At 35.6% G+C, this 19,631-nt stretch carries 18 protein-coding genes and 3 tRNA genes; 11 read left to right on the top strand and 10 right to left on the bottom strand.

The features are described 5' to 3' along the window. Nucleotides 1–18: 18 nt before the first annotated feature. Nucleotides 19–420: a hypothetical protein gene (locus ACA100_RS03145; RefSeq protein WP_481078552.1), complete on the bottom strand. Its 402-nt coding sequence runs from the start codon at nucleotides 418–420 to the stop codon at nucleotides 19–21. Nucleotides 421–754: 334 nt separating this feature from the next. On the opposite strand from ACA100_RS03145, the gene ACA100_RS03140 reads away from it, so the two are divergent. Together ACA100_RS03140 and ACA100_RS03135 are read left to right on the top strand one after the other, a co-directional pair. After that, nucleotides 755–1,510, top strand: a complete 756-nt coding sequence (locus ACA100_RS03140) for an IS5 family transposase (RefSeq protein WP_481078551.1) — start codon at nucleotides 755–757, stop codon at nucleotides 1,508–1,510. A 108-nt stretch (nucleotides 1,511–1,618) separates the two neighbouring features. After that, the gene (locus ACA100_RS03135; RefSeq protein ID WP_481078550.1) at nucleotides 1,619–2,884 is read left to right on the top strand and encodes an MFS transporter; all 1,266 of its coding nucleotides are present in this window, start codon (nucleotides 1,619–1,621) and stop codon (nucleotides 2,882–2,884) included. Here ACA100_RS03135 and folK read toward each other — a convergent pair. Beyond that, nucleotides 2,852–3,364 carry a 2-amino-4-hydroxy-6-hydroxymethyldihydropteridine diphosphokinase gene (folK, locus tag ACA100_RS03130; protein ID WP_481078549.1) on the bottom strand — a complete coding sequence of 171 codons (513 nt, stop codon included), beginning with the start codon at nucleotides 3,362–3,364 and terminating at the stop codon, nucleotides 2,852–2,854. The two genes, ACA100_RS03135 and folK, sit on opposite strands and share 33 nt — an antisense overlap. Nucleotides 3,365–3,464: 100 nt before the next feature. On the opposite strand from folK, the gene focA reads away from it, so the two are divergent. From focA to clpB, 4 genes are all read left to right on the top strand, one after another. Next, entirely contained in the window at nucleotides 3,465–4,274 is an 810-nt protein-coding gene (gene focA / locus ACA100_RS03125) for a formate transporter FocA (RefSeq protein ID WP_481078548.1), read from the top strand. A gap of 182 nt (nucleotides 4,275–4,456) precedes the next feature. Continuing rightward, complete coding sequence (locus tag ACA100_RS03120; RefSeq protein WP_008316013.1) at nucleotides 4,457–4,660, top strand: cold-shock protein; 204 nt, start codon at nucleotides 4,457–4,459, stop codon at nucleotides 4,658–4,660. Nucleotides 4,661–4,801: 141 nt separating this feature from the next. Then, nucleotides 4,802–5,668, top strand: a complete 867-nt coding sequence (locus ACA100_RS03115; protein WP_481078547.1) for a class II glutamine amidotransferase — start codon at nucleotides 4,802–4,804, stop codon at nucleotides 5,666–5,668. 109 nt (nucleotides 5,669–5,777) lie between these two features. Further along, a complete protein-coding gene (gene clpB / locus ACA100_RS03110; RefSeq protein WP_481078546.1) occupies nucleotides 5,778–8,381 on the top strand; it encodes an ATP-dependent chaperone ClpB in 2,604 nt (867 codons plus the stop codon). 64 nt (nucleotides 8,382–8,445) lie between these two features. On the opposite strand, the gene ACA100_RS03105 is transcribed toward clpB, so the two are convergent. The 6 genes from ACA100_RS03105 to ACA100_RS03080 all read right to left on the bottom strand — a co-directional run bounded on the left by ACA100_RS03105 (nucleotide 8,446) and on the right by ACA100_RS03080 (nucleotide 14,566). Beyond that, nucleotides 8,446–9,108 carry a hypothetical protein gene (locus ACA100_RS03105; RefSeq protein WP_481078545.1) on the bottom strand — a complete coding sequence of 221 codons (663 nt, stop codon included), beginning with the start codon at nucleotides 9,106–9,108 and terminating at the stop codon, nucleotides 8,446–8,448. 169 nt (nucleotides 9,109–9,277) lie between these two features. Next, nucleotides 9,278–11,044: a BCCT family transporter gene (locus ACA100_RS03100; protein WP_481078544.1), complete on the bottom strand. Its 1,767-nt coding sequence runs from the start codon at nucleotides 11,042–11,044 to the stop codon at nucleotides 9,278–9,280. Between the two features lie 194 nt (nucleotides 11,045–11,238). After that, the gene (gene queA / locus ACA100_RS03095; protein WP_481078543.1) at nucleotides 11,239–12,261 is read right to left on the bottom strand and encodes a tRNA preQ1(34) S-adenosylmethionine ribosyltransferase-isomerase QueA; all 1,023 of its coding nucleotides are present in this window, start codon (nucleotides 12,259–12,261) and stop codon (nucleotides 11,239–11,241) included. After that, complete coding sequence (gene lysA / locus ACA100_RS03090; RefSeq protein WP_481078542.1) at nucleotides 12,251–13,492, bottom strand: diaminopimelate decarboxylase; 1,242 nt, start codon at nucleotides 13,490–13,492, stop codon at nucleotides 12,251–12,253. Before lysA ends, queA begins: the two co-directional genes overlap by 11 nt. Continuing rightward, on the bottom strand, nucleotides 13,493–13,612 hold the full coding sequence (lptM, locus tag ACA100_RS03085; protein ID WP_481078541.1) for an LPS translocon maturation chaperone LptM: 120 nt from the start codon (nucleotides 13,610–13,612) through the stop codon (nucleotides 13,493–13,495). Nucleotides 13,613–13,624: 12 nt separating this feature from the next. After that, nucleotides 13,625–14,566: an asparaginase gene (locus ACA100_RS03080; RefSeq protein ID WP_481078540.1), complete on the bottom strand. Its 942-nt coding sequence runs from the start codon at nucleotides 14,564–14,566 to the stop codon at nucleotides 13,625–13,627. A gap of 164 nt (nucleotides 14,567–14,730) precedes the next feature. Between ACA100_RS03080 and ACA100_RS03075 the strand changes: the two genes are divergently transcribed. The 5 genes from ACA100_RS03075 to ACA100_RS03055 all read left to right on the top strand — a co-directional run bounded on the left by ACA100_RS03075 (nucleotide 14,731) and on the right by ACA100_RS03055 (nucleotide 17,871). Continuing rightward, nucleotides 14,731–14,806, top strand: a tRNA-Lys gene (locus ACA100_RS03075). Between the two features lie 62 nt (nucleotides 14,807–14,868). Beyond that, nucleotides 14,869–14,944: transfer RNA gene (locus ACA100_RS03070), tRNA-Lys, on the top strand. Between the two features lie 61 nt (nucleotides 14,945–15,005). Next, nucleotides 15,006–16,748 carry a tRNA(Met) cytidine acetyltransferase TmcA domain-containing protein gene (locus tag ACA100_RS03065; RefSeq protein ID WP_481078539.1) on the top strand — a complete coding sequence of 581 codons (1,743 nt, stop codon included), beginning with the start codon at nucleotides 15,006–15,008 and terminating at the stop codon, nucleotides 16,746–16,748. A 91-nt stretch (nucleotides 16,749–16,839) separates the two neighbouring features. Then, a tRNA-Thr gene (locus tag ACA100_RS03060) sits at nucleotides 16,840–16,915 on the top strand. A gap of 107 nt (nucleotides 16,916–17,022) precedes the next feature. Beyond that, nucleotides 17,023–17,871, top strand: coding sequence for an endonuclease/exonuclease/phosphatase family protein (locus ACA100_RS03055; protein ID WP_481078538.1), 849 nt, complete (start codon nucleotides 17,023–17,025; stop codon nucleotides 17,869–17,871). Here ACA100_RS03055 and rdgB read toward each other — a convergent pair. Together rdgB and ACA100_RS03045 are read right to left on the bottom strand one after the other, a co-directional pair. Next, complete coding sequence (gene rdgB, locus ACA100_RS03050; RefSeq protein WP_481078537.1) at nucleotides 17,816–18,427, bottom strand: RdgB/HAM1 family non-canonical purine NTP pyrophosphatase; 612 nt, start codon at nucleotides 18,425–18,427, stop codon at nucleotides 17,816–17,818. The two genes, ACA100_RS03055 and rdgB, sit on opposite strands and share 56 nt — an antisense overlap. Continuing rightward, nucleotides 18,427–19,191 (bottom strand): transporter substrate-binding domain-containing protein, encoded by a 765-nt coding sequence (locus tag ACA100_RS03045; RefSeq protein ID WP_481078536.1) that lies wholly within the window; start codon nucleotides 19,189–19,191, stop codon nucleotides 18,427–18,429. The genes rdgB and ACA100_RS03045 overlap by 1 nt, the downstream gene beginning before the upstream one ends. Between the last annotated feature and the right edge of the window lie 440 nt (nucleotides 19,192–19,631).

The following is a 19,631-nucleotide window of genomic DNA, read 5'->3' as shown; positions in this document are numbered from 1 at the left end:
ATTCTGTGGAACGATATTTTATTGATTAACAATAATGAACGGCTTGCCTGCTGCATCCGCTGATACAGTGAATTTTTGCTGTTGACCTGCTTTAATCTCAACATCTAAACCATATTGAGAACATCTGCCTTGACAGTTATCCACAGTAAAAGTGTAATGACCAGGTGATAACTGATAATCTGCACGCTCATCATTTGCAAAACTGCCCACTTTCGTATCGTTAATATAAAAGTTTGTTCGGCACTCTTTAGAGCCGTTAGAATTTTTGTGATCTCTTACAACTTCAATAATTGGATCATTTTTTTCATTATTCACAGCATATGTATTGTGATTAATATTAGAAGCACAACCAAACATCGTAACAGCCATTGATACGATGGTGATACATTTCCCCAGAGGGAAAAAAACTGCATGTTTCATTAATTAACTATCCTTAAACGCCTAAAAACAATATATTTTTTAAATGATTAGCCATTTTTTTACTTCTTATCGTCCATAATCGCTGGCTAATTCGTAATAAGTTATAAGGTTAGTACATAAAAGAAATAAATGTTTTTTCGCAAAAAAATATACTTACTTGATATTCATCAAAACAATTCATATATAAATAGGATGTTTGATTAGTTTTCAATCTAAATATTTTAAATTTTGTAATCTTAAAATAAATTTATTTAGGGCGTGTTGAACATTTGAGTTCAAAATAAAAAATAGCGAGCGGTATAATATTATCGCCAAACAAAATCAACCACTCGCTATGCCCCGAACCATGCTTACTGAAAAGCTTTGGCTGACGCTGAAGCCTATTCTCCTAGATTTAAATATCTATGACAAACCTAATTTAAGAAATATCTTTGAAGGCATTCTTTTCAGAATGCGAACAGGTTGCTCTTGGAGAGATATTCCTAGCTATTTTGGTGCTTCTAATACCATATTTAAAGCTTTTAGCCGTTGGTCAAAAAATAATAAACTGATGAAGTTATTTAAAAATCTATCTAAAAATATTGATTGTGAATGGTTATTCATGGATGGAACTCATATTAGAGCACATCAGCACAGCACAGGATCTGCATCAAAAGCAGATGAGGCAATTTCTAAAAGCGTTGGTGGCAATAGCTCCAAAATACATATGATTGTTGATGCTTGTGGCAATCCTTGCGAGTTTTTGATAACTGATGGCACAACCCATGATGTTAAAGTAGCACCTGAGTTACTCAGTAAAATATCGCTGAAAGCTACAGAATATGTAAGTGCTGATAAAGGTTATGACTCTGATAATCTGAGAAAGATTATTACAGATCAATCAGCTAATGCAGTGATCCCTAAGAAGCGAAATACGAAAGCTAATAATGATCATATGGATTGGTATATTTATAAAATCAGACATTTAGTTGAAAATGCCTTTGCTAGATTGAAGCATTTTAGAGGTATTGCAACAAGATATGACAAGCTAAAACAACATTATGAAAATACAGTTGCTTTAGCTTGTGCTTATATTTGGTTAAAATTATGAATGTTCAACACGCCCTATTTATTAATATTTCTCGTGAAGATCTATTTTAGTAATGCATACCCTTTTGCGGTACTATTCTATTTTTGTCATTTATGGATACATAAAGGTATGAATAATTCTTTGACGAGATCAGACATTAAAACCTTGTCTTTATCTTCATTGGGTGGCGCTTTAGAGTTCTATGACTTTATCGTCTTTTTAACATTTATTCCCATTCTGAAACTACATTTTTTCCCTGAACAATCTGAATTAGGCTCTTTGATGAGCATATATGGTATTTATGCTGTTGCCTATTTTGTCAGGCCATTAAGTGGCATTATTTTGGCGCATTTTGGGGACATTGTTGGCCGTAAAAGAATGTTCATGTTGTCACTGTTTTTGATGGCTGTCCCAACCTTAATGATAGGTTTATTACCCACTTATGAAAGCATCGGAATTTTAGCACCATTATTACTCTTATTTATGCGCTTATTACAAGGCATTGCTTTAGGAGGAGAAGTACCAAGTGCCCATGTATTTGTGACAGAACATGTTAAATCTAACCATTTAGGCTTAGCAAATAGTTTAATCGCCGCAGGTTTAACATTTGGTGTATTAATTGGCTATGCCATTTCAACATCATTGAACCTTATCTTTACAGAACAAGAAGTTAAGGATTTTGCTTGGAGAATTCCTTTTCTCATTGGTGGTGGATTAGGATTATTTTCACTCTATTTACGCCGCCATCTACAGGAAACGCCAGTATTTTTACAATTCAAAGCAGAACGAGATAAAAGTAGTGAATTTCCCATTAAGATTGTTTTAAAAAAATATCTTAAAGAGAGTTTATTTGGTGTTTTAACCACATGGTTATTAATGACTGGTGTCATTATGGTGCTATTGATTCCAAATTTAATGAAATCAGAATTATATGGATTAGCTGCACCATTTGTGAATAAAGTCGCATTAATGGCAACGGCTATGAATATCATTGGAAGCGTGATCGCAGGTTTGTTGGTGGATCGCATTGGCTTATCGAGAACAATGATTATGTTCTCTATTATATTAGGCACAAGCAGCGCAATCTTCTTCAGCTATCTCGGTACAGATACCAATACTTTATTCATTGGTGCTTTATATATTTTCAGCTCTCTATTTTTAGGATTAGTGGCCTGCGTACCAATTTTCATTGTAAAACTTTATGAACCGCAAGTCCGTTTAACTGGCATGAGTTTTTCATATAATATTGGTAATGCATTTTTTGGCGGCTTAACCACATTCCTTGTGCCAGTCATTGCACAAGGATTCAGTGAAAATGTTGTCAGCTATTACTTAATTTTCTTATGCGCGTTAGGCGTTTGGCTAGGCTTGATCGCCAAGCGTTTTAAGATCTAAAGGAATCACATAATCCTCTGGATCATTACGAGCAATTAAATCATCAATATGACCAAATGGCGCTAGATGCAAATCTGGCGCTATTTCTTTTAAAGGAATTAACACAAAGTTTCTATCTTGCATTCTAGGATGAGGAATGGTTAATTCAACATCATCCATTGTCACATCATCAAATAACAAAATATCCAAGTCCAAAGTGCGCGCACCAAAACGAATGAAGCGCTCGCGACCATGCTCTAACTCGATCTTTTGCAAAGCATGCAATAAATCATAAGGCTTTAATGCCGTCTCTATTTTAATCACCGCATTAATAATATCGGGTTGCTCTGGCCCAATAGGCTTAGTTCTATAGAAGCTAGAAATGGCTGTAATTTCTGTAGTTGATAGCGCTGCAACTTCTTGTAATGCAGCCTGTAAATGCGCAATAGGATCTTCTAAATTAGAACCCAATGCGATATAACTCGAAAATAATTGACTCATGTTATGATGTTCTATGCCGTAATTTGATCAAGGTAAATTTTGTAAAACAAAAGTAAAGTAAAATACATCTTTCCAATAATATTGCTTGAGAAAGTTTCACATGAATAATTATAAAGTAGTGGCAGAAAAAGCGTTAAATATAATGACTGCAAAAGCCAAAAAACCTAATCATACAGCTTTTTTGCTCGCAATTATGGCAGGCGTATTTATAGGTCTTGGCTTTGTCTATTGTGTCATAGCCAATGTTCAGGGTGCAGGAAAAATTGTGGGCGGTTTAGTCTTCAGTTTGGGCTTACTATTAACCATTGTTTTGGGTGCGGATCTTTTTACATCAACCACGATGACAGTGATGTCCGTTGCCAGCAAACAAATCACCTTAAAAAAAATGCTGAGCAATTGGAGCATTGTCTATTTCGGCAACTTCATTGGTGCATTAATTTTGGTTGGCTTAATTATTATAAGTGGCCATCCTTTCGATTATGGCGGTAAAATTGGCCTCTATTACATTACTACATCAGAACATAAATTAGCCCATACATTTATAGAAGCTGTCGGTTTGGGCATTTTATGCAACATTATGGTTTGCCTAGCTGTTTGGATGAGTTTTAGCGCGCAATCTTTAACAGATAAAATGGTCGCTGTGCTATTCCCTGTTGGCTTATTCATTGCGGCAGATTTTGAACATAGTGTTGCCAATATGTTTATGGTTCCAGCGGGCATTTATTCATTGATGTTGGCAACACCTGAGATGCTCACAACACTGACTAACATAGAAACATTACAAGCTACATTAACTTGGCAAAACTTTTTACTCAATAACTTAATCCCTGTCACATTGGGCAATATTATCGGCGGCTCAATTTTTATTACCTTATATCAATGGTTTATATATTTAAGAAATAATAATTAATTAATAATCCGAATTAATCTTGATTATTTAGGCTTTATTTGATCAAAATTCTTGCAAATAGATTAAATACCACGTAATGTATTTAACGTCTTCATAAGTCATGAAGATACTTATCGAATTTATCGGTAAGTGGTTTAAAAACGACTAAGAATTTAGTCACTCTTTGTTTGAGGTTTTAACATATGCGTATCGGAACTGTAAAGTGGTTCAATGAGTCTAAAGGCTTTGGTTTTATTACTCCTGAAGATGGTTCACCAGATGTATTCGTACATTTCTCAACTATCCAAGGCGATGGCTTCCGTACTTTAGCGGAAGGTCAAAAGGTAGAATTCGAAGCTAAAGAAGGCGACAAAGGTTTACAAACTACTGTTTGCCGTGGTCTTTAATAGATTCAACTACTTTTAAAATATAATAAGAAAAATGAGTTTTAAGCTGTTGATCTCACCAAAGTGTGAATAAGAATTAAAACGTATCTTTCTGTATAATTAAACCCTGATTTATCAGGGTTTTTTTATGGGAGCCAAAAAATGTGCCAACTATTAGGAATGAATTGTAATACGCCCACAGACATTCTATTTTCATTTGAAGGATTTCGTCGACGCGGCGGTGTGACAGATGTTCATGTGGATGGTTTTGGCATTGCATTTTTTGAAGGCAAAGGGGTTCGCATTTATCAAGATGATCGCCCAAGCGCATCATCTCCCGTGGCGGATCTCATTAAAAGTTATCAGATCAAATCCAAAAATGTCATCGCCCATATCCGTAAAGCAACGCATGGCCAAGTTTCCTTAGCCAATACTCATCCATTCATGCGTGAATTATGGGGAGAATATTGGTTATTTGCACACAATGGCCATTTACAATCACCTGAAATATTATTTGCCGATAGCCAACAGCAATATTATCGTCCTGTTGGCATTACAGATTCAGAGCAGACTTTTTGTTATATCTTAGAAAATTTACGCCAAAAATATGATCAAAAGCCTAATGATGAAATTCTGTTTCATGAAATTAAACTGCTGACGGAAAAAATTAGAACTGCGGGTATTTTTAACTTCACCTTAACCAATGGTGATTGGATGATTGCCCACGCCAATACTTTATTGCATTACATTGTGCGTAAAGCGCCTTTTGGCGAAGCAAAACTTTTAGATGATGATGTCAATATTGATTTTGCTGCCGTCACAACACCCAATGATAGAGTGGCTGTCATTGCAACACTGCCATTAACTTGCAATGAACATTGGACGCAATTGGCACAAAATGAATTGCTCATGTTCAAAGAAGGTCAAATTATCGCGCGTGATTGTCCTGATGATACACAATTTTTAAGCATTGAAGATGCATTGGCAAAAGCGCGTGCTGTCGGTGCTTCTGCTAATATTGTGCTTTAAATATTAAAAACCTGTGGATAACTTTGTGGGTAACTCTTGAAATAAAATTAAATGATCCCATTATGATTTCGTTAAATATTAAAATTAAAAATCATAAGGAGATCTCAATATGAGTTCAGAAAAATTTACAACAACCTTATCCACTGCTTTTGCAGAAGCGCAGAGCATTGCGATTGAACACAACAATCAATTCTTAGAACCTGCACATGTTTTATTGGCAATGTTACGCCAAAAAGATGGTTCCATTTTACCGTTATTACGTCAATGCCGAGTGAATGTAAATCGCCTCACAGAAGATGTGGATAACTTGGTGAAAAAATATCCTCAAGTGGAAGGCACAAACGACTTTCAAGTGAGTAAAGATTTTCAACGCACTTTAATCGCCGCAGAAAAATCTGCCAATGCACGTGGTGATCAATTCATTTCATCCGAAATATTCTTAATCGGTATTTTAGAAGAAAAGGGGAAACTTGCGGATATTTTAAAAGAAGCGGGCTTAAAGAAAGAGACATTATCCAATGTTATCGATAATTTACGTGGCGGAGAATCTGTGAATGATGCAAATTCAGAAGAAAATCGCCAAGCGTTATCTAAATATACTGTAGATTTAACTAAACGCGCGGAAGAAGGCAAATTAGATCCTGTCATTGGCCGTGATGATGAAATCCGCCGTTGTATTCAGGTTTTATCACGCCGTACTAAAAATAATCCTGTGTTAATTGGTGAACCTGGCGTTGGTAAAACTGCAATCATTGAAGGTTTAGCGCAGCGCATTATCAATGGTGAAGTACCTGAAGGATTGAAAAATAAATCTGTCTTATCATTGGATATGGGCGCATTAATTGCGGGCGCTAAATTCCGTGGTGAGTTTGAAGAGCGTTTAAAAGCTGTCTTGAATGAGCTCGGCAAACATGATGGCCAAATCATTCTATTCATCGATGAAATCCATACGATGGTTGGCGCAGGTAAAGGCGATGGTGCTATGGATGCTGGCAATATGTTGAAACCCGCATTATCTCGCGGAGAGTTGCATTGTATCGGCGCAACAACTTTGGATGAATATCGTCAATACATTGAAAAAGATCCTGCATTAGAGCGCCGTTTTCAACGTGTTCTAGTGGATGAACCAACAGTTGAAGATACGATTGCAATTTTACGTGGTTTGAAAGAGCGCTATGAAATCCATCATGGTGTTGAAATTACAGATCCTGCAATTGTGGCAGCAGCAACTTTATCGAATCGCTACATTACAGATCGTCAATTGCCTGATAAAGCCATCGACTTAATCGATGAAGCAGCAAGCTTGGTTCGCATGGAAATTGATTCTAAACCTGAAGAGATGGATAAGTTAGATCGCCGTTTGATTCAATTAAAAATTGAACGCGAAGCCATTAAAAAAGAGAAAGATGAAGCTTCTAAAAAACGCTTAGAAATTCTCGAGCAAGAAATTGCGGATTTATCTCAAGAATATGAATCTTTAGAAGAAATTTGGAAAAAAGAAAAAAGCGTGATGCAAGGTGCGACATCTTTGAAAGAAGATTTAGAAAAAGCCCGCAATGAAATGGAAGTTGCCAAACGCTCTGGCGATTTAGCAAAAATGAGTGAGCTGCAATACGGTAAAATTCCAGAATTAGAAGCACAATTGAAAGAAGCTCAAGCGAATGAAGATAGTACGGAAACTCGTAACCAATTAGTGCGCACGAATGTAACTTCTGAAGAGATTGCAGAAATTGTATCTAAATGGACAGGCATTCCTGTGACAAGAATGCTAGAAGGCGAACGTGAAAAATTGCTTCACATGGAACAATTCATCGGCAACCAAGTGATTGGCCAAAAAGAAGCAATTACAGCTGTTGCAGATGCGGTTCGCCGTTCTCGTGCTGGTTTATCTGATCCTAATCGACCCATTGGTTCATTTTTATTCTTAGGACCAACAGGTGTTGGTAAAACGGAATTAACCAAAGCATTGGCTAACTTCTTGTTTGATTCTGAAGCTGCAATGATTCGTATCGATATGTCCGAGTTTATGGAAAAACATTCTGTGGCTCGTTTAATTGGTGCGCCTCCAGGTTATGTGGGTTATGAAGAAGGCGGTTATTTAACAGAAGCTGTTCGTCGTCGTCCTTATTCTGTGATTCTATTGGATGAAGTTGAAAAAGCGCATCCTGATGTATTCAACATTTTGTTACAAGTATTGGATGATGGTCGCTTAACAGATGGACAAGGCCGTACTGTTGATTTCAAAAATACTGTAATTGTAATGACGTCAAACTTAGGCTCAAGCATCATTCAAGAGCAAACTCATGCATTAACAGGTTTGGATGCAAAAGATCAATATGAGGCGATCAAAGCTTCTGTGATGGATGTTGTGGGCCAGCATTTCCGCCCTGAATTTATCAATCGTATTGATGATATCGTTGTATTCCATCCATTGGATAAAGACAATATTCGTCAGATTGCTAAGTTACAAGTGGATCGCGTCATTAAGCGTTTAGCGGATCAAGACATTCATTTAGCAATTACAGATGGTGCTTTAGATGAATTGGGAGAAGTTGGATATGATCCTGTATTTGGTGCGCGTCCATTGAAACGTGCAATCCAAATCCATTTGGAAAATCCATTAGCGAAAGCATTCTTGAATGGTGATTTCAAACCAAAAGATGATGTATTAATTCAAGATGATTTAACGTTCCACGTGAAACATAATGATTAATTTTTATTCATAACAAAAAGCTCGGCATATTTAACATGCCGAGCTTTTTTATGTAAACAATATATTAATCCTCAATCACAGGATAAAAAGGATGCCCCCAGTTTTCGTCATTCGGATTATTCAAAACTACCAAAGCAAACACAGGCACTAAATCTTTGAGTAATCCACAAGCAGTGGATAATTGTAGGCGATTAACACTGCTATTAAATGTAGAGCCACCGTGGAAAATTTGATTGCGCAAGGTATAAATACGATCAAATAAAATCAATAACAGTTCTTCTGAGTTTTTTGATTTTAAGCATTGTTGAGCGCGTAAATTATCATCTTCAAATGCCAAACTCCAATTTTTAGCATCAATACCATCACTATTGTGAAAATCCCAAAACTGGCGAAATACATATTTATTTTTCAAGAATACATTGATTTTAGATGAGTAGATTTCCCATAAAATTTTATTCAATTTTTCGCTCTCTTTATCATTAATGACTTTGATGAAAGCCTTAAAGCGCTCTTTATCATCATTCCAATCTTTACGAGCATAAATCGCATTGAAAGCGATCCACAAGCTGATGAATTGTGAATCCAAATCAGGAAATTTTTTATCCCTGTTTTCTATATCATCTGCTTGATTTAACCAGCTTAATGTACGATAAATTCTATGTTGAACATGATTTGGTAAATTGACTGATTGTTCTTTGAATAATTTTTGTAATTCTTCTAAATACATGTTGATTTCCATTACCATAAAATAATTATAGAACATCAAGTTATCATACATCTTATATAAAATCTGCGATAAAAATCTTGTGATGGCAATGATTTCACGTGAAACATTACAAATAAAAAAGCTCAATGAACAAAATCATTGAGCTTCTATTATTTATTCAACTGATTATTTACAATTCAGGCTTCTTTTCTGTTGCCTCTTCATCATTAGTTTCATTCTGCTGACGAATCAATTCATATTCAGCTTCTTGATGTAAGACTGATCCTTCTGGTGGATTTGAAGTTTCACCTTCTTCCCATGGAGAATTTTCAGGAATCTCTTCAATATGAATGGTTGGCTTTTCATAATCAGGCTGGAACCATAAATCGAATTTAGCCGCTTTAATGATCGAAGCCATCATCATTGCCATTATGATAATGAGCGGTGCACCCGCAAAGATCGATGCCGTTTGTAACGTATTCAAGTCACCAAAGAACATTAATACCGCTGGCATGAAACATAAAGCAAATGCCCAGAATAAACGATTCCAACGTTTTGGCTCGCCATCCACTTCTTTTTGTACAACAGATGCCAAAATATAAGAGATAGAATCAAAAGTCGTTGCGGTAAAAATAACAGCAAGCACTGTAAACACTGCAACAACAACAGTGCCCATTGGTAATGTTTGTAAAATTGCAAAAATTGCCGCAGATGCGCTTTGATCATTCAAAATACTCACAACATCCAATTCATTAGTTAACTGTAGATATAAACCATAGTTACCCAAAATAATGAAGTACATCGCACAGCCCAAACTACCAAAGAAGATAGAACCAACAACAATTTGACGAATTGTACGGCCTTTAGAAATGCGCGCAATAAATAAACCAATTGTTGGTGCGAACACTAACCACCAAGCCCAATAAAATACTGTCCAATCTTGTGCAAATGTTGAAGGCTCAAACCCATAATCAGTAAATTGATTAAAGGCACCAATATTAGTCATCATCTCAATACTATGACTTAACGATCTCCCCAAACTTTCCAAGCCTACATTTAACATGAAACCTGTTGGGCCAACTAACAATACAAAGCCTAAAAATACTAGTGCTAGATAGAAGTTAATGTTAGAGAGCAATTGAATGCCATTTTTCATGCCTTGGAATGCACTATAAGCAAAAATTGCTGTTGTTAATAATAAAACGATTAACTGCATCCAAATATTGATTGGCAAACCAAATAACTGATTTAAGCCATTCGTGATCATAGGGGATGCCAAACCTAAAGTCGTCGCACCACCGCCGATCATACCGAAAATAAAGAAGATATCTATCGTTCTGCCCCAACGACTGGAAGCAATTTTATCACCCAATAATGGTGCGAGTGATTGGCTTACTTTTAAAATGGGTTTATTGCGTACATGATAAAAATAAGCGATGGGAATAGCTGGTACTAAGTAGATTGCCCACGCAACAGGACCCCAATGGAAAATGCCATAAGTTGCCGCCCACTTAATAGCATCGGGAGATGCTGCTTCTAATCCAAATGGCGGCGATTGATAATAATATGCCCATTCGATCATTCCCCAATACAAAATACTGGCACCAATACCAGCACAAAATAGCATAGCAGCCCACGATGTCGTTTTAAATTCAATATCATCTTCTGGCTTACCTGCTTTAATATTGCCAATGTCTGAACATGCGATGTAAATGACAAAAATGACTGATACAACGCCTATTCCTAAATAAAATACACCGAGTTTTTGTGTAACAAGTGTTTTAACCTCAGCAACCCAGCGAGCACCTGCTTCTGGAAAAAATAAAAGCGGTAAAGTTACCGCTAATATCATGGCTATAACGCCTATAAATGTATACCAATCTATACTGTCATTAATTGTTGATGAATTTGTTATTTCTGTTTCTTTTTGTTTCAAATTTTGGTTTTGAAACACCATAAACCTCTCCTTTATAAAATAACCCAATGAAATATATTGAAATATTTCATATATGGGCGAGGTCTAACATAGTACTACAGCTTCACCATCATTTACCACAAGAGATATTTAATTTTGTAAATTTTCAAAACAAAAATTTAATCTTCATCAATTTTCTTTCAAAACATATATTAACTTTTTGATGTCAATATAAATCAAGGCATTAATAACATCGCATCACCATAGCTGAAGAATCTATATTCATTTTCTACAGCATGATGATAGATATTTTGGATGCGATCATAACCCATAAACATAGAAACAAGCACTAATAGTGTTGATTTAGGTAAATGAAAGTTTGTGATCAGCGCATCGATCACATGAAACTCAAAACCTGGTTTAATAAAAATATTTGTATCACCTTCAAATGGCTTCAATTCACCATCCAATGCTGCTGTTTCTAATGAACGACAAACCGTCGTGCCTACAGCGATCACTTTTTTACCATTTGCTTTAGTTTCTTTAATTTTATCAACCGTTTCACGTGAAACAGAAATCCACTCTTTATGCATCACATGTTTGTCTAAATCTTCTTCACGCACAGGTTTAAATGTGCCAGCACCCACATGTAAAGTCACTTCAGTGAATGAAGCTCCTTTCTCTTCAATCGCCTTCATTAAAGCTTTTGTGAAATGCAAACCTGCTGTTGGTGCGGCAACTGCACCTTTTTCCTTATTAAAGACTGTTTGATAACGCTCTTTATCAAAATCACTGTCATTGCGTGTGATATATGGCGGCAATGGCATATGGCCCATTCTTTCCAAAATTGGAAATACAGGTGAACCATCCACCGTTTCATAGATAAAGAAAGCATCATCGCGCTCGATCATTTTGAATACAGGTTCATTCTCTACATAAACAACCTGCCCAACTTTAGGTGATTTACTTGCACGTGTTTGTGCTAAAAACGAAGTTTCTGTGAGTAAACGCTCAACTAAAATCTCCACTGCCCCGCCCGTTTCTTTGTGAGCAAACACACGCGCAGGCAAAACGCGCGTATTATTGATCACCAATAGATCGCCTGGCTCAATATAATCAATAATGTCTTTAAAGACTTTATCTTCCATAATGTCGCCTTTGGCAACCAATAAACGGGATGATTCACGATCTTCTTTTGGAAACTGCGCGATTAATGATTCAGGTAAATGGTAATCATAATCGGAAATTTTATTTTTCATCAAAACTCACTACTTTTTCATTGGCAAACAGATCTTCTAGGCGTTCACGCTCACGAATCAAGTAAGATTGATCATTATCCACTAATACTTCCGCAGCACGCCCACGAGTATTATAGTTCGAACTCATCACAAAACCATATGCACCCGCTTGTTTAATTGCAATAACATCTCCAGATTCTAAAGCTAATTCACGGTCCTTACCTAGGAAATCACCTGTTTCACAGATTGGACCAACGATGTCATAATTTTCAACTTTTGCGCTGCTCTCTTTCGTTTGCTCAATGCGCATCCAAGATTCATACAATGCAGGACGAATTAAATCATTCATAGCCGCATCCACAACCGCAAAATGTTTGCCTTCATTTTCTTTGGTTAAAATCACTTCTGTTAACAAATAACCTGAATCACCTACGATTGAACGGCCAGGCTCCATGGCAATACTTAGTTTACGATCACCCAATTTTTCATAGATCATATCCACTAAATCTTGCAAATTAATAAGCTCTTCACCTTGGTAATCAATGCCAACGCCGCCGCCCATATCAAAATGAGATAGTTGAATACCATTGGCCGATAATTCGTCAATCAACTTCAACATACGATCCACTGCATCACAATAAGGTGCCAATTCTGTTAATTGTGAGCCAATATGACAATCAATGCCTTTGATTTCAATATGACTCAAAGCATGTGCAGCTTTATAAATACGAACCGCTTCATCATAAGGAATACCAAATTTGTTTTCACGCAAACCTGTAGAGATATAAGGATGTGTTTTTGCATCCACATCAGGATTCACGCGGAATGATACGGGTGCTTTCTTGCCTAATTTTTCTGCTTCTTCATTGAGCATATAAATCTCTGCTTCAGATTCCACATTGAAGCAATGAATTCCTGTTTCTAAGGCAAAGCGAAGATCCTCACGAGTTTTACCAACACCAGAAAAAATCACTTTATTCGCATCACCACCAGCTTTCAATACACGCAATAGTTCACCACGTGAAACAATGTCAAAGCCCGCACCCAATTTAGCCAACAATGCAATCACAGATAAATTGCTATTGGCTTTAACTGCATAGCAAATCAAATGCTCTTTATCACCAAACGCCTGTTTATACTGTTTAAATGCCTTCTCAATATTGTTTTTGGAATAGACATACAAAGGTGTGCCATATCTATTAACTAAGTCTGAAACCGCTACATTTTCAATATGAGATGTAATGCTGGACATTTAACGCTCCGTTGGTTGATGTTGTGATTGCTGATTCGCATCAGGTAAATAAAGTGGACCTTTTTGTCCACAGGCTTGTACAAATAATGCTAATCCAATAATTAATAGTATCTTTTTCATCTTGTCAATCTCTTATTCATGTGAATTTAATAACCATAAGGTTAACCAAATACGCGCCTTAGCGGCATGGGAATATGGCGATATCATTAAACCATATTGGTCATTCATGATTTTACCTGTTGGTACACGTGTTGCCACCATTGCAGGAACAGTTCTATCAGCCATTGTTAATGCATTCAATATATTTTGATGCACTGTACCATTCCCTGTACCATTAATGATCAAACCATTTACACCATTATCCACAAGTAATGAAATGAGTTTTTCACTGGCAGAAATATCACTGTAAATAATTTCTACCCAAGGATAGTTTTGATCAACATCTGGCAATACATCCAAATTAACATTCATTTTTTGTGAATGTTTAACATTCCTAAATAACTCTACTTTAGAGTTATAGACATGCCCAATTGCACCAAAATCGCCCGCATAAAACCCATCCACTTTCAATGTATGGGATTTTACAACTTCATCAGCTAAATATATCGTATTGTTGAGCAATGCAAAAATACCCACATAATCGCTGGATGCTAGCATTATGCTGTCCAATAAATTCAATGGGCCATCTGCACTCAGTGCTGTAGATGGGCGCATCGATGCTGTTAATACAATGGGTTTATTAGGAACAACTGTACAATTTAAGAAAACACCTGTTTCTTCTAATGTATCTGTACCATGTGTGATCACAATACCTGCAACATCATCACGATCCATCAAATCATTTAAAATCACTGCCATTTTTTTCAAAATGGCAAAAGTCATATCTTTACTATCAATTTGGCAAAGCTCTATGGTTTCAATTTCAATATTGTCAGGCACAGGAATTCCAAGTAATAATTCCGCAGCTTTTTTCTCACCTGCTGAATAATTTACCAACTCTTTTTCATTCGCAGCATTGCCTGCAATCGTCCCGCCAGTACCAATAATGACTATTTTTTTTACAATTTCAGACATATCAAAGCGCCTCTTCACTAATACAGTTTGATATTATGACCGAAAATCATCTGAAAACGTAATTTATATATCATTGATTTATGGATATAAATATTTTTTTATATTTTTTTTGAAAAAAAAGTTTGACGTACCTGTTTTTTTCCCTATAATAGCAAACCTCTTCCGGGTCATTAGCTCAGTTGGTAGAGCAGTTGGCTTTTAACCAATTGGTCGAAGGTTCGAATCCTTCATGACCCACCAAATTTATAGAGGCATCTAGTAGTCTAGATGCTTTTCTTTTTCCGTTAGAACACCAAGTTAACGGGTCATTAGCTCAGTTGGTAGAGCAGTTGGCTTTTAACCAATTGGTCGAAGGTTCGAATCCTTCATGACCCACCATTTTTTAGAAACCTTCTAGATACCTAGAAGGTTTTCTTTTATCTGCTGTTGGAGAAAGCTTGTGAGAAAGTTATTCCTTCTATCAGAAACAAATACAGAAATTATCAATCAAGCACTCATACAATTACATCACCAATGCGCTGATTTGATCGTTTTATCTCCTGATTATTCCCTATTTGCAGCTCAACCATTACATCATGCTAAAGGTTTATTGGGCCATACATTAAACTGTATTGTGTTGGATTGCAGACAAGGCTTCCCTTTAGATTATTTTCTCTGTGCAGCTAATACGATCCAAGATGACGGCTCTTTTATTTTAATTTGGCAACAAAAAAATATTGATGAGCAAAGCTCAAGATTCCACACTGAAGTGATACCAACGCCAAATTTTCAAGATTACTTAGCTAAAGGACTTCAAACATTCAGTGAACCATGGAATATAGAACAATCTATAACGCCAACAACTATCCAAAATCAGTGCAATCATCTGAATCATGGGCAAATAGCTGTCTTACATTCCCTACAAAAACAGCAAAAAGGTATCACAACACTATTTGCACCACGTGGCACGGGGAAGTCTTTCGTAATTGCTGAATTCATTCGATCATTGAATGATGATTACATCATTACAGCCCCCAATCAAACTGCTCTTCAAAGTTATCAAAATATTAAACTTAATTTTAAAGCGCCCGATTATCTGTTTCTAAATCATGAGATACATATCCCTCAGAAATGGCTCATTATTGAAGAAGCTGCTCAAATGCCTCTTGCACATTTAGAAAAGCTTTCCAAATTGGCTGAAAATATATTACTAATATCATCCATAGAAAATTATGAAGGCACTGGTAAAGGGTTAGAGAACAAACTCAATGATATTATCCTGATCGATTCAGCTTTAACCTTATCTGAATGCCAACGCTTTGAGAGTAATGATACTTTATCCCAGTTTTGTGAATATATTAGCTTTCAAAATTATAATAAGATCAATATGAAGGATGGTATTCATCTTTATTCTCATGAAAATCTACATGAATTTCAAAGCAACCACGCTTTAGTGCATGCTTTCTATCAATTCATGAATCAACACCATTACCAAACCAATGCACAAGACATTCGTAGATTATTGGATTCACCCAATCAAATATTTATGATCACAATTCAAAATCACGAAATCATTGGTGGTATTTGGGCCATTCATGAAGGGGAATTATCACCAGAACTCTCACAAGATGTTTTCAATGGTTATCGCCGTCCTAAAGGCAATCTAGTGGTACAGACATTGGCAGCACATAGTTATTATCCTGAATTGATGACTTTAAAAAGTTTACGCATTTCTCGCATTGCAGTGGATCATCATCATCGCACACAAGGCATTGCAAAGCAGATGCTTAAACGACTTAAGCAATATGCCCAATATCTTGATTATGATTTTTTATCCACAAGTTTTGGCTTAACAGAAGCTTTATTAAAGTTTTGGCAGCAGTGCCAATTCAAGTGGATTCATTTAGGATCACATAGAGATAAAACAACAGGCTTACATGCAGCAATATTATTACTGCCTATTTCAAAAAAAATGACAGAAAAAATTAGTGATATCCAGAAAAAATGGCAAAACGATGCTTTTCATTTATCAAATGCTTATTTTATTCACCCATCTATTCATTATTTATTGGAAAAACAATCTATTAAAGGTAATTTCGACCCATTAGATCAGTCTATTTTACATGCTCATTTTCATCATAAAAAACCTAAAGAATCTGTTTTTTCAGCCCTTGAACGACACAAAAGCAGTACTGATCAATAATTAAACATATTTTTTTATAAATATATTTGACAAGGAATACCTTCATCCCTATAATGCAAACCTCTTCACAGCAACAACGAAGAAAAACAAAGCCGGTATAGCTCAGCTGGTAGAGCAACTGACTTGTAATCAGTAGGTCCACAGTTCGATTCCGTGTGCCGGCACCATACAAATAGAAGACCCTGTTAACGCAGGGTTTTTTATTGCCTAAAATATAACGAATTAAGTTATCATAACCATTATAGTTATTCCAATATATTTAAAGTGGCATTCAATGATATTTAAAGATATTCTCCATAAAATTCGTTATAAATACTCACACTTCAAAGTTAATCACGTTAATATTTACGGCATCTCTCAAAAATATCATTTTAATAAAGATACGCAACAATATTGCATAGAGCAGCCTCAAACGACAACTTTAGATGCTAATCATATTGTTTTATATTCTTGGAATATCTATAAACAAAAATTAGAAAATTCCATTCCTGAATTATCTTATATGTTAGGCAAAGCAGATATTGTTCTCCTTCAGGAAGCTCGTGAAAGTGAAACCTTAATGTCGATGATTGAAAGCAATCAATTTAAAGCCATTCATGTTGTTGCTTTTAAAGATGGTTACCATGCTAATGGTGTCATGACGATTAGTAAAACTGCACCGTTGAGTTATACCGCACAAAAATATTCAGAACCTTGGATTCGCTTTCCGAAATCAGGATTAATTTCCACATATGCACTATCTAATCAACAACAATTAATGGTAGCAAACTTCCACGCTGTTAATTTCTCACTCGGCTTAAAGGATTTTGTACGGCAACTTCGCACTATTTCTGAAATTCTACAAAAACATTCAGGCCCAATCATATTAGGTGGAGATTTTAATACTTGGAAAAAATCACGCTATGTTTATGTCAAACGATTGATTCGAGAATTGAATCTAAAAGAAATCGACTACCCTATCGATCAGAGAACTAAAGTCATGGGTAAAATTTTGGATCATATTTTTATTCGTAATCTGCAAATAAAAGAAGCCAAAACGTATGACATTTCGGCTTCTGATCATAATCCTATTCGCTTGAAGCTGGCTTACGAACCACAAATTTCAACTGATCACGCATATTAGCTAAGGCTTTAGCTCGATGAGAAATCTGATTTTTTTCAGATAATTCAAGCTCAGCCATGCTTTTATCTAATCCATCAATTAAAAAGATTGGATCATAGCCAAAGCCTTGAGATCCTCTCTCTTCTGTCAAAATTCTGCCATAAATACGGCCTTCAGCAATCAATGGTGTAGGATCTTCTGCATAACGCACAAAAGCCAAAACTGAAATAAAGAATGCAGCACGGTCTTTATTTTCTACACCTTCTAAATTTTTAAGCAATAATTGATTGTTAGCTTTTTCCTCTTTCACAGGGCTATAACGTGCTGAGTGAATACCAGGTGCACCTTTTAAATAAGGTACAACAATTCCTGAATCATCAGCTATTGCAGGTAAGCCACTTTTTTTAGCCGCATGTCTTGCTTTAATAATTGCATTTTCAATGAAACTTAAACCACATTCATCAGCATCTTCGACATTGAAATCACTTTGTGGTCGTACCGTTATGTCCAATGAAGCAAATAGCTCATTGAACTCACGGATCTTTCCAGCATTATTACTTGCTAAAATTATTTCCATTATTCCGCACCATAAACGTCAATAGAGAAATATTGGTCTGCAACTTTTTGATAACTACCATCTGCGCGTGATTTCAAAATAGCTTCATTGAATTTTTCCATCAAAGCATCGTCACCTTTACGCAAACCAACACCAATACCATCACCAAATACTTTTGGATCGTTGTAATCACCACCAACAAATTCCAAAGTCTTATCATAACCTTTACGCAAGTATCCGTCATCCAATGGAACGCTATCTGCGAACACTAAATCAATACGACCCGAATCTAGATCAAAAATTGCTTCATCTAAATTACGATAACTTCTGACATCTGCATACTTCGTAAACTCATTGTTAGCGTAAGTTTCATGAATAGTTCCACTTTGAACACCAATGGATTTGCCTTTTAAAATATCTGGATTAATCTCTTTATACTCACCTTTTGCTGCAACGAATTTAGCAGGTGTTTGATAATATTTTTGAGTAAAATTAATGGCTTGCTTGCGCTGATCAGTGATTGACATAGATGCTAAAATCGCATCAATTTTCTTTGTATTTAAAGAAGGGATCAGAGCATCAAATTCTACTTGTACTATTTCACACTTCAATTCAACTTGTTCACAGAACAATTTAGCTAAGTCTGGTTCAAATCCACCCAATGATTTATCAGGATTCATATAACTGAATGGAGGATATGAGCCTTCAATACCTATTTTGATTGTATCTTGTGCAAATGCAATAGAACTTGTGAGTGCAATTCCTAATAATACTTTCTTTAACATCATCTTCTCCTTTATATTAATAACCTCTTATATATATAGGATGATGATAAGTTTGACAAGTTATCCACATGAGTAAAAATATTTATAGTAAATTCATAAACATAGCTATCTTTTTGATTGTGAATAAAATCTGTAGAAGTATAGCCATAAAATATTCATAAAAAATAGTCATATTTATACACTCGTTATTCATAGATTTTTAAATAATGTTATCCACAGTCTTATTCACATAGTCTTATTATTTATTCTATTTTTCATCTGCTTATCTTCAGTTTTTAAATTTATATTTATATATAAAATAGATGATGATAAGTCATGCCCTTTATTCACAGATATGTTATATTTTTATTTAATATTAATAGGTTATATGTATTATTACTTGTTGATAACTATGTATGTATGAGGGGCTTTTAATTTTGGATAATTTCTCCTAGTTTTTT

It is taken from the genome of Wohlfahrtiimonas sp. XWW7, from assembly GCF_056716055.1.
This window is presented reverse-complemented; position numbering and strand designations above follow the sequence as displayed.